We start from the raw sequence: 14685 nt of genomic DNA on the forward strand, positions 1-14685 counted from the left end.
CGCCTCCGCGGGCGTGCGAAGATGACGCGCACGAGGGCGGAGGCGGCCTTGCGTCGGGGAGCGAGGGGCACCGTGCGGCGAGACCATCGGCGGGCGAGCAGCGTACACCGTCGCGCGGAGCTGTCGCGAGCCGCCGCTCGTGCGATCTGCGCGACCCTTCGCCTTCCCGCGCGCGGACGGCTCGGCCTGCGCCGCCTGTTCAGGGCGAGGCGTCCGCGAACGTGTCGCAGTCCTCGACGCGGCCGCCCTGCATGCCGCGCTTGAACCAGGCGACCCGCTGCGCCGACGAGCCGTGCGTCCACGTCTCCGGGTTGACCCTGCCGGTCGCGGCCTTCTGCAGCCGGTCGTCGCCGATCGCGGACGCGGCCCGGAGGGCCTCCTCGACGTCGCCCGCCTCGAGCAGGTCGCGCTTCTGCGTGGAGTGGGCCCACACGCCGGCGAAGCAGTCCGCCTGGAGCTCCATCTTCACGGAGAGCGCGTTCTTCTCGCCCGGACGCGCGGCCTGCAGCTGGCGCAGGCGGCGCTCGGTCCCGAGCACGTTCTGCACGTGGTGGCCGATCTCGTGGGCGAGCACGTACGCCTGGGCGAAGTCGCCCGGCGCGCCGAACCGCGCCTTGAGCTCGCGGTAGAAGCCGAGGTCGATGTACGCCGTCCGGTCCGAGGGGCAGTAGAACGGGCCCATCGCCGCCTCGCCGACACCGCAGCCCGACCTCACGGAGTCGGTGAACACCGTCAGCGTGGGCGCCGGATAGCGCTGCCCCGTCCGGCTGAACACCTGCGTCCACACGGCCTCGGTGTCATCGAGGACGAAGGAGACGAAATCGACGAGCCGCTCCTCCTCGGGCGAGCTCGCGCGCCCGCTCTGCGCGCCGGGGATCGCGGACCCCTGACCGAGCCCCGAGAGGAGATCCTTCCCGAAGACCAGCGAGAGCACGAGCAGGATCACCGTCCCGCCCACACCGAGCTTCGCTCCGCCGGACGCGCCGCGGAGGTCTCGGAGGTTTTCACTGCGTTTCCCAGGTGTCCAGCGCATGGCCAGCGCATGTATAGCGTGGACTGCGCATCGGGTGGTACCTTAGCTTTCGGTCGGGACGTGCGGGTATTGCCCGCCTGGTGATGGCGCCGGCCTGGTCGCGCGGCGCGCGAGCGAGCGAATCGCCGCCCGCGCTTTGCCACGAAGGACACGAGGTCTCTCTCGGCGTCTCCCGAGAAGACACTTCTTCAGCGGCGGGCGAGACCGGCGCGCTGCGTCGCGCAGTCGAACACGATCTGCGCCAGATAGGGCGCGGAGGGGTCCTCGGGGGGAGGCACCGAGATGCTCTTCGTGCACCTCTCCCGATAGGGATGCCCGGCGAGGGAGCCCGCGTCTTTCATCACCTCGGGTGTGTAGGCGGGCCACCTTATCGTGGCCGCGCAGGAGGTCGAGCGGCAGTCCACGCCCACGACCTCGAGCGTCCGGCCCGGCGCGATCGCGCCGAGGTCCGCCTGGAAGCTCTCCTCCGCCCTCCCGGCCCATCCGGGGTCGCGGCGCTGCTGCGCGTGCGCGTCGATGACGCCCGTCCACCAGGCGGCCTCCTCGCGGCGCATCGCCTCGGGGTCGAGCGGCTCCGCGCCCTCGTGCCCCTCGCTCGGGGCGGCCTCGGAGAGCGCCGCCGTGGAGATCCCCATCACGGCGAGGCTCGTCCGCGAGGAGCGCAGGCGGGTTCGTTCGTCGTTCATCTTCGTTCCTCTCCCTTCGTGCCGGAGGTCGCGAGCTGGAATCGATGCAGAGGGAATGACGCAGCCGGGGCCGCGTCCGCCGGCCCGCGAGGCCAGCGGGCGCGGCCCGCGGATGCGGGCGCGCGGCTCAGTAGTCGGTGACCTTGATACCGTTGAGGGAGCTCATGGCGCCGAGGGTCACGTTGACGTAGGGGAACCAGCTCGCGTAGCTCGGGTTCAGCAGGACGCTGGAGGTGACGGCGGGCTGCAGAATGGCGCTGGCGTCGTTCGAATCATCGTCGCCGCCGCATACGAAGCTCGTGCCCGTCGGGGTCCTGACGCACGCGCTCGCGCTCGAGAGGCTCCCCAAGGGGTTGAGGACGTACACCTTCAGGGTCACGATGTCGGAGTGCTCCAGCGTGCTGTCCGGCGGCAGCGTGCAGGTGATCTTGTTGGTGCCGGAGAGGCTGGAGTTGACCACGGCCGGGCCCTCGTACCCGCAGTAGCCGACGCCGAGCCGCCGGAACGCCGCCGAGGCGTCGCCGGAGTCGAGCATCACGAGCGAGCCCGCGCAGAGACATGCAATCGCGCCCAGGGTCTTGTTCATCGTCTTCATGGTGATGCCTTGTCGTTTTCGTTTCGTCAGCGCGGCCGTCCATCGGGCCGCGCGCTCGTATCCAGCAAGGCGCGGGCCTGCGCGCACCGGCGCGGATCGGGGGCATCGCTGACGAGCAGGACCTGCGCCCGCCCCCTGAAAGGAGCGCGATCTCCTCGACGGGGATCCCATGGAGGGGAGGTGCCGAGCTGCGCGGCGTAACGGCGGGGCGCCCAACCCTGTGACGGGGGGACCTGTGCAGCGGGGTTTCCGCGCTGCAACGCGGTGTATCACGGGCGTAACATCCGATTTTCATCGCTGACGCTGGGTGCGACGCGATGGCCTCGCTGTTGGCAGCAGGCCGGCGTGTGGGATCGGCTCCACGAGGCATTGCTTGATGAACTCGGCGGGGCCGACAAAATCAACTGGAATCGTGCTGCGCTGGATGCCTCGTTGGTTCCGGCAAAAAGGGGGGCCAAGAGACCGGCCCGAACCCCACGGATCGCGGCCGGGCGGGCTCGAAATATCACCTCCTGGTCGATCAGAGTGGCATCCCCCTCGCCGTCGAGATGACGCCGGCCAACGTCCATGACTCGAAGATGTTCACCCCCATGGTCGATGCGGTGCCGCCGATCGCGCGTCCTTGCGGCCGACCGCGTCGCCGCCCCAAGAAGCTGCACGCCGACATACGACGACCCGGCCCTGCGCTTGGTTTGTCATCTGCGCCACATCGTACCCCGCATTGATCGCAAGGGTATCGAGTCGTCGGAGAAACTCGGCCGTTATCGATGGGTCGTCGAACGGACGATCGCATGGCTGCGTCGCTTCCGGCGCCTGACCGTACGCTACGAGCGGCGGGCCGACATCCACCGTGGGTTCCTCAAGCTCTCCGTCTGCCTGATCTGCCTCAGTTACGTCCGGACTGGCTTTTGTCAGGTGCTCTAAGCTGCGCCGTAGCGTATACACCCTCATGGTGCACGATCCACAGTCGCCTGTCCACCGGAGCGCAAATGATGACATCGCACCCCGAAAAGACTCGCTCAGAGAATTGGTCAGAGTACCACGCCTGGAACTCTTCAAATTGAGACGCAGATATTGCAAACGCGCCGCTTCCCTCTTTGAATGAAACATCTGTAACCACGACCAGCTCGGTGTCCGGTGACAACGAAGAGAGCCCGAGGAGCTTCGCCATGGTGTCATCATCTTCGATACCCGTTGGGATGCGTGTCCACTGAAGAGTACCGAGCGCATCGTCAATTGCACCTGGAACGATCGACGGAAGTCTCGTTCCGATCATCGACTCAATCTGTCGCGCGACCACGCCCAAATCAACTATGTTCATTGCTCTCTCTTTCGCGACGCCTGCTAACATACATTACATAGCACCGAGCCACTACCTATGATCAGGCTCATAATTCTCCCACCCTTCAATAAACGCCTTCTGCACCGTTTCCGAACCACCTTTGCCCTTCGGATCGGGCACCGCAACCTGCACTTTAACGCGCGGTCCTTCGTTCGTGGTTTTATGACCTTCTAGATTAAACCTGGATTTCGCGCGTGCTGCGCCATTCAGAAATAGTGGCAAACTGACGGCGCAAAAAGGAATGCCTTGAAAAGCAGGCCCGGCGTGCGCAGTCGTTGCGTTTGCTATGACCCAACGCAAGCGCACACCGAGCACCTTGAAGGTGCGACAGCGCACCCGCCGGATCAAGTCCAAATCGACCCCGCTGCGACGCACCCGCGTCCGCCGCCCCGACCCGCGCGCCGTGCACCTCCGCGCGACGGAGACGACCCTCACGGGCGTGGCGAGGTTGGTCGGCTTCGGTGTGTTCCTCCGCGAGCTCGATGTCGACGCCGAGCTCCGGCGCACCTTCGGTCGACTCAAGCCGGACAGCCGCGTTCTCTACTCCATGACCGCTCAGATGCGGCTGCTCCTAGACGCTGCCGCGGCCGGGGAAGCGCGGGTCTTCGGCCTGGAGGCCCTGGCGAACGACCCGCTCTTCGTGCACCTGGCCGGCGGCGTCGTGCCCAGCATCGACACGGTTTACCGTGACCTCTGCCGCTTCGACGACAAGGCGCTCGCCGCGCTCGATACGATGCTCGCCGACCACGGGTTCGCTCCGCTGGCGCAAGCGCCGCCCGAGATCGTCCATCTGGACGTGGACACCACCGTCGAGCCGCTGTTCGGCTCGCAGCAAGGAGCCCGACCGGGACCCAACCCTCGCTACCACGGCAGGCCCAGCTATCACCCGTTGCTCGCCCGCGTCGCCGAAACCAACACTGTCATCGGCGCTCTTCTCCGCCCGGGCGACACGGGCTTCGGCAACGATGACGTCCCGTTCGTCGAGCGCTGCATCGATCGCGTCCGCGCGGCAGCGCCCGAGGCCGCCGTCTATGTGCGCTTCGACGCCGCCGGCGATTGCACCCAGATGCTCCGGGCCATCGCCGACAAGGGGGCCTTCTTCCTGACCAAGCCCAGGCTGACGCGCGATCTCGCGGGTGCGATCTCGCTGGTCACCCGCTGGAAGACCGTGGACTGGGACGCCGACGGCCGGCCTCGCCGCCAGGTCGCGGAAGTCCCTTTTCGACGCCGCGAATGGGGAGATCTCCAGGCTCGCGTCATCGCCGTCCGGACGCTCGACCGGACCTACGCCAAGCACATCTATCTCTGGGACGAGCTCGACTACACCGTGCAGGTCTACCTCACCAACGAGAGGGTCGAAGCGCCGGAGGACGTCGCCGCCCGCTACGACCCTCGGGCTGGCATCGAGGGGCTGATCCGAGACCTCAAGCACGGCTGGGGCTGTGGTCAGGTGCCGAGCCACATCTTTGCCGCGAACCACGCGATGCTCCTGCTGAAGCTCCTCGCCCACAACCTGATGCGCCGTTACGTGCTCCGGCGCTTCCCTGAGCTCTCGCGCTGGACCGCGCCATGGCTTCGCCGCGAGCTGATCCTCGTTCCAGGCCGCCTGCTACGAAGCCCGGGGCGTGAGCGCATCCTCCGCATACCGGAGCTGTCGTTGCTCGCACGCTGGCTCAACTGATCGGCAGACCAGCATTGCGATCCCCGGGCGGGATTTCTGATCCGCGGAACTAGAGCCCGGCACGACCTTGGCCGGCGCGCTCCTACGACGCGCTCGCCGCCGGCCGACCTGACCCTTGAGCAGCCGAGGCCTTCCACAGCCCCAGCGCGCGCGCACTCGGCAGCACCACCTGGGCGAGCGCCGCGCCCTGCAGCGCGCGCGCCTCGGCCACGCCGAGGTGGCCGTGCGCCGCGAGCGCCGCGGCGCGGCCGCCGCCCGGCTCGGCCCCCGGCGGGGGCGGGCGCCCGAGCGACGCCGCGGCGGCCTCGAACACCTCGGCCACGGCGCGGCGCACCGGCTCGCCGCCGGCCCCGATCGCCCACGCCACCGTCAGCCAGGCGAGCTCGGCATGCCGCGCCTCGTCCTCCGCGATCACCTCGAGCGCCGCCCGCACCGCGGGGTCCTCGGCTCGGGCGCGCTGCTCCGCCGCGATCACCGCGGCAACGGTCTCGCCCACGCAGCCCTCCTCCGCGGCGGCGCGCGCCAGCGCCGCGAGATCCGCGGCGATCGGCACCGCCGGCGGCATGGGGAAGGCCGCCGGGCCGACAGGGCCGCCCCGGTACGCTGCCGCGAGCGAGAACCCGAGGCGGGCGTGACCGACCTCGTCGAGCGCGGCGATGTGCGCGGCCTCGACGAGCGACGACGGCGCGCCGTGCGCCATGAGATCCAGCGCGAAGCGCGCGAACGACGCCACCGACGCGTGCTCCTCCAGCGCGCTCCGCAGCCAGCCGCCGGCGAGCGTCTCCCGCTCCTCGTCCGTCAGATCCGCCAGCGAAGGCTGCTGCCCACCGGCGCCGCTCGCCGTCGCACGCGCGAGCCACCCCGCCTCGGCCGGCCGCGGAGCGGCCGTGACGTGGTGCCCCTCCAGGGAAAAGGGCCGTCCCACCGCGGCGCAGTCGAGGGTGTTCTCCTCGACGATCACCTCGTAACAGCACGCGCCGTCACGGCGGGTCGCGTCGCTCTCCACCGACACGATCGTGACTTTCTCCAGCTCCACGTCCTTGCCGTCGCAGGGCTGGTGGATGGTCCTGAACTCATCCAGCGCGGCGTCGCGGTCCAGGCAAGCCCCGAGCTCGTCGAACCAATCGAAGCAACGGAGCTCCTGGGCGCTTCCAGCCTCGGCCTCGGCCGCGGCCTCCCCGCAGCCCTGCGCTGCGACGAGGAGCGCCGCGGCCGCCGAGGGGCCAGCGCTCTGCAGGAGACGGGCGATGAGCGTTCGTCGAAAGGATCGGTCGAGCAGCATGACGTGCACCTCCAGCCCATGCCTGCTGCCTCGTGCGCGCGGCGAGGAGCTCGAAACAGGGCGGCTTGTGACCTGCTCTGTCGCAAGACATGGTCCACCGCCGGCCAGGGCTCGATCGCGTCGAGACCCGCGGTTCTTGCCGAGAGCGCGGTCCCCCCCCCTCGATCGTCGCGCCGCAGCGCTGACACACTCCGGCACTCCCCGGCGCGGGCGTGACCGCGCCCGGACCTGCGCGACGGCGCCGCCTACAGGGGGCTCACGTTGGTCGTGAACGACGCGTTCCGCAGGATGCGCCGCTGGCCGAGCGGCGTCGTGAAGCCGTTCTCCTTGTGGAAGGTCGAGGTGCTCCCGCCGCAGCTCGGATCGTCCCCGGCCCACCGCTCCGGGCAATGCGCCAGGATGTAGTCGCGATCCGAGTTGCTGCCGCCGAGGCCGTTCCACCGGGTGTGCTTGATGCAGGCGGCGCCGTCCACCGTCCACTCGGCCTCGAGGCTCATGCCAGAGCCCACCGTTTCGGTCTGGATGCCGAGCGCATCCCAGACGTCGATCGCCGTCCCGTTCTGGGTGTGCGGCACGCCGTCGCCGCAGTAGTCCGCGCGCACCATGCGGATGCACGCTTGATGGAAGTACGAGAGATCCCTGTCCTCGCAGCCGCTCGCATTGCACTCCGCCTCGGCCACCCATTCCCTGTAGCCCCACTCGGCGCACTTCCCGATCGCCGCGCCCTGACAGGCGAACGTGAACATGCCCCCGTCGTCCGAGTGGGCCCCCGTCACCGCGTCCCACGTCCCCTTCACCGGGATCGCGTCGAGGCCCTCGCCGCAGATGTTCACCCAGACCCCGGGGCCGGCGTTGTACTTCACCGTGTAGTACTGGATCCCGTCGCGCTCGACGACGTTCGTGACGCGGACGGACACCGACGACCCATCGTCCAGGACCGCCTCGACGTCCGCGCCGATGAAGTCGGCCCCGGCGACCGGCGCGCCGTCGCCCTCGCGCGTGCCGACCAGCGTCGTCGCGTCCAGCGAGACGCCGTTGAAGCGGACCCCGTTGAAGCGGACCCCGTTGAAGCGAACCCCGTTGAAGCGGACCCCGTTGAGGTTCATGCCGTTGAGCCTGCTCATCGCGAACGAGCTCTCCGCCACCGCTTCCTCGTCCTCGCCGCCGTCGATCTCCGCGGCGCAACCGGCGCCGAGGGAGTTGAGCCCGACCATAGCCCCTACCAGGAACCCTCGCTTCAACATGATCTCCTCCGAACGCTGCCGCTAAAGCCGTGACGCCTTGCGCATCGACGGTCTTCCCTCGGGCGGTCGGGCCCCGATCACGCGAGCGAGGAAGCCCGCGTCGGCGCGAGCGCCGCAGGCCTCGTCGCCTTCACGGTGGTGGAGGGAACGAGGCGCAGATGCGGAGCCCGATCACCGGGTCGAGGAAGGTGCCATCAACGACGGTCCGGTTGTCACTTCGGACCGAGGTTTGATCATAGATATAAGCACCACCTCGCAACAGCACTTTGTCGGTCTCGATCGAAGAAATGGCCCACTCCAGCACGTTCCCCGCCATGTCATCGACCCCGAACGGACTACGTGAGGCGGGGTGCGAGCCCACCTCATCCGGCCCCATCGTGGAGCTCTCCTTGCCGTAGGTCTCATCGAAGTTGGCGTCGCCGGGAGACAGCCTGTCCCCATGCGGGAAGATGCGGCTGTCGGCGCCCCGCGCCGCGCGCTCCCACTCGTAGTCGGTGCAGAGGCGGGCTCCGCGCACGCGGCCTGTCCTGTGGAGCCACGCGGCATACTCGGTGGCCTGAGCGAAGGAGATGCCCGTGACAGGGAAACGAAGCCAGTCCTGCTGCGCGCGGACCGCCCGCGATGGGTACACGAGCGGCTCTCCCGCCCGCGCGGTATACGCCTGGATCGTGGGCTGGATCGTGAGCTGCCACACACCGTTTGGCAGGCGGCGCAGCCCCAGGGCGCCTGTCATGGCGCCGTTGCCCGCCTGGATGGACGAGCTGCCGCGGGACTCCTTGGGGAGCTCCTGGATGTAGTCGAGCCACTCCTGGAACGTCGTCTCGTGCCGCGCAATCAGGTACGCGCCTGTGCGGATCTCGTGGAGAGGAACGGTGGAGAGGAACGCCCACCGGTACATGTCGTCGAGGGCGGCGCCGAAGAGGAACCGGCCCGGCGGGATGTAGATGTACCCGGGAGGAACGTCCCCGGCGTGCGGCAGCGGGATGGAGAGCTTCAATGACTCTCCGCGTTGGACCAGGAACGGATAACGCACGATGGTGCGATTCCGCGCCTCGCAGGTGAGCAGGTAGGAGCCCTGCGCGAGCGCGATGCTCGCGAAGGGCGTCGTCCCGAGGAGGCGCTGGCCGGTCAGCTGCCGGCGCCCCTCCGCGTCGCTCTCGTACCGCTCCAGCGTGATGTCCGCGCCGGGGGGATCGGTCTCGATGGCGACCTCCGCGGGCGCATTCCATCGCTGCCGGCGCGCGCCGTCGGGATCGTACGTCGTCATGCGCTGGAGCAGCTCGTCGCGCAGCGAGGCGTGGCCGCGCGCGTCCGCGGCGAGCGCGCGCTCGTAGAGCACGTCGCCGAGCCGCTCGCGCGCGTCGTTGCGGGCGCCGTCGAGCGTGAGCGCCGCCTCCAGCTTCTGGCTCACCTGCAGCTGCAGCCGCTCGGCCTCGGCGGCGCGCCTGCGCGTGAGCTCCCAGAGCGCCTCCCCCTCGTCGCGGCGCCGGCGATCGAAGGCCGAGAGCGCCTCCACGCGGAGCACGTCGGCCTGGGCGCTCTCGAGCGCCGCGGCGGCCGAGGTGAGCGCGGCCTCGTGGATCTTCCTGTCCGCCCGGGCGGCGAGCTGGCGCGCCGCCCTGAGCTCCAGCGTGCCGTAGAGCAGCGCGGCGACGAGCGGGACGCCCACGACGAGGGCCCACCGGACCGCGCGCTGCGTCAGGACGGCGCGCCGCGACGCCCTCAGGAACGCCGCCTCGCGCGGCGGCAGGTCGGCCGGGTCGAGGCCCTTCGCCTCCTTGAGCTGACGTGCGCTGAAGAGCGCGTCGCGGCGCCGGCCGAGCCGCTCCCACTCGGCGGCCGAGGCGTCGAGGCGCTGGCGCGTCGCGCGCTGCTCGCGCTGCTCCTCGAGCCAGTGGCGCAGCGTCCCCCAGCCGTGGATCAGGGCCTCGTGGGCGATCTCGTAGACCGTCCCCTGCTCGCCTTCGCGGGCGAACAGGAGGCGGCCCTGCACGAGCGCGTCGAGCGCCGCGCGCGCCGCCCCGTCGCCGCCCTTCTCCGCGAGCTCGCCCTCGGCGCGCCGCGCCCGCGTGCCCTGCGGGGTGATGAGCGCGCCGAGCAGCCGCCGCGCGGCCGCGTGGACGTCGGGCGGCATGCGGCCGAGCACGCGATCGGCGTGGCGGGCGAGCGCGCCCTCGACCCCGCCGATCTGCGCGAGATCGGCGCTGCTGAGCGGCGCGTCGGGCGCGGCGCGGGCGTCCCAGAGCTCGGCGAGCGCGAACTGGAGGAGCGGCAGCCCGCCCTCGGCGCGCGCGGTGGACTCGACGAGCGCGTCGACGACCGCGTCGGACTCGAACGCGACGCCCTTGGCCAGCGCCGGCCCGGTGATGGCCTCGCGGAGCTTGTCCGCCGACATCGGGCGGAGCAGGTAGAGCGCGCGCTCGATGTCGTCGCCCAGGCCGGAGATGCCGGCGACGCGCGCGAGGAAGTCGCCGCGCACCGTGGCGAGCAGGCGCAGGGAGGGCGAGCGCGCCGCGAAGGCGCTGAGCACCTCGCCGACGAGCGCCGCCTCGCCCGGGCTGCTCAGCGTCGCGAGCTCCTCCATCTGGTCGATGAACAGCACGAGCCCGCCGCGCTCGCCGAGCCGCGCGCGCAGGTCGCGGGCGAGGGAGCCCGGCGCGGCGCGCACGGCCTCGGCGATGCGCTCGGCGGGCGCGCCGAGGACCGGCTCGAGCGCGGCGGCCAGCGCGGCGAGCGGGTGCCGGCCGGGCACCATCATGGCCGCCTGGAACGCGCGCCCGCCGCCGAGGGCGCCCTCGAGCACGAGCGAGAGCACGCCGGCGCGGCAGAGCGAGGACTTGCCCGAGCCCGAGTCGCCGGCCACGACGATCATGGGCTCGGAGCGGAGCCGGTCGAGGATCGTCCCCGTCTCGGAGCTGCGCCCGTAGAACACCGCGCGGTGCTCGAGATCGAAGACGAGGAGCCCGCGGTAGGGGTTGCCCTCCGGGGCGACGGAGGCGTGGCGGTTCCTGGCGAGCAGCTGTTCGAGCGCGTCGCGCAGCTCGTCGCCCGAGGCGAAGCGGTCGGCCGGGTCGATCTCGAGGCAGCGCTCGATGACGGCCGCGAGCCGCGGATCGACGCCCGGCGCGAGGGCGGCGAGGGGCCGGGGCGCCTCGGTCTGGACGACGAGCGGCAGCTCGGTCATCGGCACGTCGTCGTGCGGCGGGACGCCGGCGCAGAGCTCGAAGAGCAGCGCGCCGAGCGAGTACACGTCGGAGCGGCGCGTCGCGAGCTCGTCGCGCCACAGCTCGGGCGGCAGGTAGTGGGGCGTGCCGCCGCCGACGCTCGTCGTCACGTCGAGGAGGCGCGCCGCCATCTCGGCCGCCTCGCGGAACTCGCCCTCGAGCGGCTCATCGCCGGGCGCGATCGCCGCGTCGGCGTCGCCCTGCGCTCCTCGCAGCGCCTCGCCGCCGGAGAGCGCGTCCGCGCCGAGCGCGTCGGATCGCCCTCCGGGCATGTCCGATCGCCCTCCAGGGACGTCGGATCGCCCTCCGTGGATGTCGGATCGCGCCCCGCGCGCGTCGGGCCGCGCGGCCGGCTCGAGGAGCTTTGCGAGGCCGAAGTCGAGGAGCTTCGCCTCGCCCTCCGCGGTGAGCACCGCGTTGGCCGGCTTGATGTCGAGGTGCAGCACCCCCCGGCGGTGGGCGGCCGCGAGGCCCCGCGCAAGGCCCGCCCCGAGCTCGAGCACGCGGCGCGAGGGCATCGGGATGTCGACGCGGTCGAGGCTCTGGCCGCGGACGAACTCCGAGACGACGAACAGCCGCCCCCGGAGCTCGCCCACGCGGAAGATGGCGACGACGTTCGGGTGCTGGATGCGGGCGGCCGCGCGCGCCTCGGCGAGCAGCCGCGCGCGCACCTCGGCGTCCGCGGTCGCCGCGCGGATGAACTTCATCGCGACCATGCGGTCGAGCAGCGTGTCGTGCGCGAGGTAGACGTCGCCCATGCCGCCGCTGCCGAGCTTCTGGAGGAGCCGGTACTCCTCGAACCGTCTCGGCGGGTGGAAGCTCGACGGGCCGGGGCTGTCCGGGCCGAAGCTCGACGGGGCGAGGCTCTCCGGGCCTACGCTCGACGGCGGCAGGGGGTCGCCCGCCTGCGGCCGCGTCTCCGCGCCGCCGGGGCGCAGGATGGCCTGCGAGAGGGTTGGAGCAATCTTCTCTTTCACGAGGGCCCGCCTCGCGCCAAGCGCCCGGGGACTATACTCGAGCCGAGCGTTCCCCGTGGGGTCCACCGCCCGACGCCGCGCAGTCCACCCGCGCTCAACCCTGGCCCAGACCCGTCGACTGGCCCGCTATGTAGCGCCACACGCCCTCGCGGCGCGCATAGATCTGCGTGGAGCGGAACCGCGCGCTGAACGGCTCGCCACGCCAGGTCCCTTCGTCGCGCACCACGCAGGTCACAACGGCGAGCTCGCCGTAGCTGCGCGCGCTGACCTCCTCCGCGGCCTGCGCGCTCCAGCGCAGCGCGCCCCCCTCGACCGCCGCCAGGTACTCGGCCTTCCCCCAGAGGGCCCCCTGGGAATTGACGTAAGAGAAGTCGTCTGCGAGGAGAAGCGCGAGCTCGGCGAGGTCGCGCGTCACCAGGGCGCGGGCGCGGCGTTCCATGACGTCACGGATGGCTTGCCCGAAGGCGGGGTGTTCGTCGGTCATGGAGGTCCGCGGCTCCACGCAGTGTTACCCGTGCGCCCCGACGCCGTCGACGGCGAAGTCAGGCCGCGACGAGGTGTGGCGTGGCGGACGGCGCCGGCAGGATCGCGGGCATCGGACGGCGGCGGCCTGGGGGGATCCGAAGGCCTTGGGGCGCATCGCGGAGCGCGCGAACAGGCGCATCGTTCAATTCGGTCCATGAGGCCGCGTCAACCGCGTGGCCATCGACCCGATCATGAATCAACGATTTTGTTCCGCAAGACCCGTAGACTGCGGAGAACCCTCTTGCGGTTCCTGGCAAGGCACATCCACCGGGGTAGCGTGGCCAGGTAATCGCGGTCGGCCCAATGCATCCGCAGGCGCTCGCGCAGGGGACAGGCGATGTAGGTCTCCAGGAGGGCGAGGTGGTGGCTGTTGATCGCACAGAGGGTGTGGCCGCAGCACGCGACCCGGAGCCAGTACCGATACCCGCTCGGGTTCTGCTCGATGTGCCCGCATCGCGAGCAGCTCAGCACCTCCTGGGGCGGCTCGTGGCGGCGGGCCAACTCGGCACGTTCACAGCAGCGCGGACATGCGACGAGGAGGATCGTCACCGACCCCGGCGTGATCGGTCTCGGGCTGTGGTCGTATTCCTCCCGAAACCGTCGCTTCATGGGTGCCTCGCCCACCGAACTATCCATCGATTGGTCAACCGAAGCCGCCGGACCAGGTCTCTCCGGATCGTCGCCTCTCGTGAACGCCCCGACGACAAGTTCCACGGCGCGGCGCTGCGTCGCAAGGCCCAATTGCTGTCCCGCGCCACAGGGCAGTCGGTGTTTCCCTCGCCAAGCTGGAGGAGGCGGCTGCCGCGAGGTCTCGCGATCTACGTCAGCGCTTCCTCTGCACCGGCCGCGGTCACGGCCTGCTCAAGCCATCGGTGCAACGTGGGCATGTCGACGCAGCCGTCGATCTGCGCCTCCAGCGCGGGACGGAGCGCGAGCCCACGCCGCGCCAGCACCGTGCGCAGCGCGGCGCGCGCCTCGGTCAGCTGGCCCTCCTCGATGAGCTCCTCCTTCACCTCCGGGCTATCCGCGAGCAAGGTGCGCAGGATCCCCTGCCGGCGCGCCTCGATCTCCGGATCATCGGAGCGAGCGAACCGCCGCTTCAATTCCTCCTGGGTCCACTGTGACATCGGCATGTACTGTAGCATGGAGAGCACCCATTCCACTTCCCGCCGCGGTGCTACCCACCGGGCGAACTCGTCCAGGGCCCGTCCCGAGCGCGCCACCAGGAACGGCACCAGCTCGTCCCGCAACGGCAGCTCGTTGGCCGCGATCCAGAGAAACTGAAACGGCGAGGGGCCGATGCGGTAACAGCCTGGCGCAAACCGCTCCAGCGCCCGCACGCCGTGCAGCCACGACGGTACGTGGGGAGCGACGAACCACAGCGGCTCCTCCCCCATCCACGGCGGCATGCGTTCCTCGACCCGCTCGACCTCCCGCGCCTGGCGGCGCAGCAGCGCCCGCTTGAGCTCCACCACGTCCACGTGATCGCCGGGCATCTTCAGCTCGACGAGCGTTTCCTCATGTCCCCGAGCCTCCGGCCATGGCGCAGCCAGGGGAGCCAGGCCGTCGGGCCGCAGCACCCGGAGGTAGCCGTCGGCCTGCACCCGATCGAGGCGAACCTCGGGCGCCTCCTGCCACGCGGCGGCGCCGCCCGTGACCCGCGCCGCTTCCTCCGCGAACGTCTGCTTCGCGAACCGGTCCAGCTTTCCCACATGGCTCTGATATCGATGCTCGGGCACAAGCGCACTTGAAATAACCACTCTGCAGGGCAGAAATAGAGAGATGATTCCGGCAGAACACGCGTAATTGCGTGAGCCTGGGTGCGCCGGGGACCCGGAGACTCAGGACGGCCGGCGGGCATGGTCGTGCCGCCCTCCGAGGACGAGCTCCGCGTGCATCCTCGAACCGATCCGGGCGTTCCCCGGGCGGTCCGCCGCCCGACGCCGCGCGACGGGCTGGCCAAGGGGCGCGCAGATCTGCTCTGTTACGGTGTTGCGGCTCTTGTCTACACCGGCCACGGCGACCTCGCGTGGCCAGGAGCGATCTCGAGGTGGCAGCGAACATGCGCAGATCCCCGCGGAACGACGCCGGCCTCC

General features: G+C 70.7%; 10 protein-coding genes and 1 pseudogene. 2 read left to right on the forward strand and 9 right to left on the reverse strand.

Features of this window, described 5'->3' with window-relative positions; all coding sequences use genetic code 11:
* Nucleotides 1-199: 199 nt before the first annotated feature.
* The 3 genes from ypfJ to WME95_RS40510 form a co-directional block, all read right to left on the reverse strand.
* Nucleotides 200-1033, reverse strand: coding sequence for a KPN_02809 family neutral zinc metallopeptidase (gene ypfJ / locus WME95_RS40500; protein ID WP_437904609.1), 834 nt, complete (start codon nucleotides 1031-1033; stop codon nucleotides 200-202).
* 188 nt (nucleotides 1034-1221) lie between these two features.
* Nucleotides 1222-1719 carry a hypothetical protein gene (locus WME95_RS40505; protein WP_437904610.1) on the reverse strand — a complete coding sequence of 166 codons (498 nt, stop codon included), beginning with the start codon at nucleotides 1717-1719 and terminating at the stop codon, nucleotides 1222-1224.
* 127 nt (nucleotides 1720-1846) lie between these two features.
* On the reverse strand, nucleotides 1847-2314 hold the full coding sequence (locus WME95_RS40510) for a hypothetical protein (protein ID WP_437904611.1): 468 nt from the start codon (nucleotides 2312-2314) through the stop codon (nucleotides 1847-1849).
* Between the two features lie 306 nt (nucleotides 2315-2620).
* Between WME95_RS40510 and WME95_RS40515 the strand changes: the two are divergent.
* Nucleotides 2621-3238 (forward strand): annotated as a pseudogene (locus tag WME95_RS40515) (IS5 family transposase); the annotation flags it as partial.
* Here WME95_RS40515 and WME95_RS40520 read toward each other — a convergent pair.
* Nucleotides 3201-3635: a hypothetical protein gene (locus WME95_RS40520; RefSeq protein ID WP_437904612.1), complete on the reverse strand. Its 435-nt coding sequence runs from the start codon at nucleotides 3633-3635 to the stop codon at nucleotides 3201-3203. The pseudogene WME95_RS40515 and the gene WME95_RS40520 sit on opposite strands and share 38 nt — an antisense overlap.
* Before the next feature lie 307 nt (nucleotides 3636-3942).
* Here WME95_RS40520 and WME95_RS40525 point away from each other — a divergent pair, with 307 nt between their 5' ends.
* Nucleotides 3943-5337, forward strand: a complete 1395-nt coding sequence (locus tag WME95_RS40525; protein WP_437904613.1) for an IS1380 family transposase — start codon at nucleotides 3943-3945, stop codon at nucleotides 5335-5337.
* Nucleotides 5338-5419: 82 nt separating this feature from the next.
* Here WME95_RS40525 and WME95_RS40530 read toward each other — a convergent pair whose 3' ends face one another.
* From WME95_RS40530 to WME95_RS40550, 5 genes are all read right to left on the reverse strand, one after another.
* Nucleotides 5420-6619, reverse strand: a complete 1200-nt coding sequence (locus WME95_RS40530; RefSeq protein WP_437904614.1) for a ferritin-like domain-containing protein — start codon at nucleotides 6617-6619, stop codon at nucleotides 5420-5422.
* A 245-nt stretch (nucleotides 6620-6864) separates the two neighbouring features.
* Nucleotides 6865-7863 carry an ADYC domain-containing protein gene (locus tag WME95_RS40535; protein ID WP_437904615.1) on the reverse strand — a complete coding sequence of 333 codons (999 nt, stop codon included), beginning with the start codon at nucleotides 7861-7863 and terminating at the stop codon, nucleotides 6865-6867.
* A gap of 130 nt (nucleotides 7864-7993) precedes the next feature.
* Nucleotides 7994-12064: an nSTAND1 domain-containing NTPase gene (locus WME95_RS40540; protein WP_437904616.1), complete on the reverse strand. Its 4071-nt coding sequence runs from the start codon at nucleotides 12062-12064 to the stop codon at nucleotides 7994-7996.
* 94 nt (nucleotides 12065-12158) lie between these two features.
* The gene (locus WME95_RS40545) at nucleotides 12159-12548 is read right to left on the reverse strand and encodes a nuclear transport factor 2 family protein (protein WP_437904617.1); all 390 of its coding nucleotides are present in this window, start codon (nucleotides 12546-12548) and stop codon (nucleotides 12159-12161) included.
* Between the two features lie 859 nt (nucleotides 12549-13407).
* The gene (locus WME95_RS40550) at nucleotides 13408-14301 is read right to left on the reverse strand and encodes a hypothetical protein (protein ID WP_437904618.1); all 894 of its coding nucleotides are present in this window, start codon (nucleotides 14299-14301) and stop codon (nucleotides 13408-13410) included.
* Between the last annotated feature and the right edge of the window lie 384 nt (nucleotides 14302-14685).

The organism is Sorangium sp. So ce327 (assembly GCF_051530205.1).
Classification (GTDB): domain Bacteria; phylum Myxococcota_A; class Polyangia; order Polyangiales; family Polyangiaceae; genus Sorangium; species Sorangium cellulosum_B.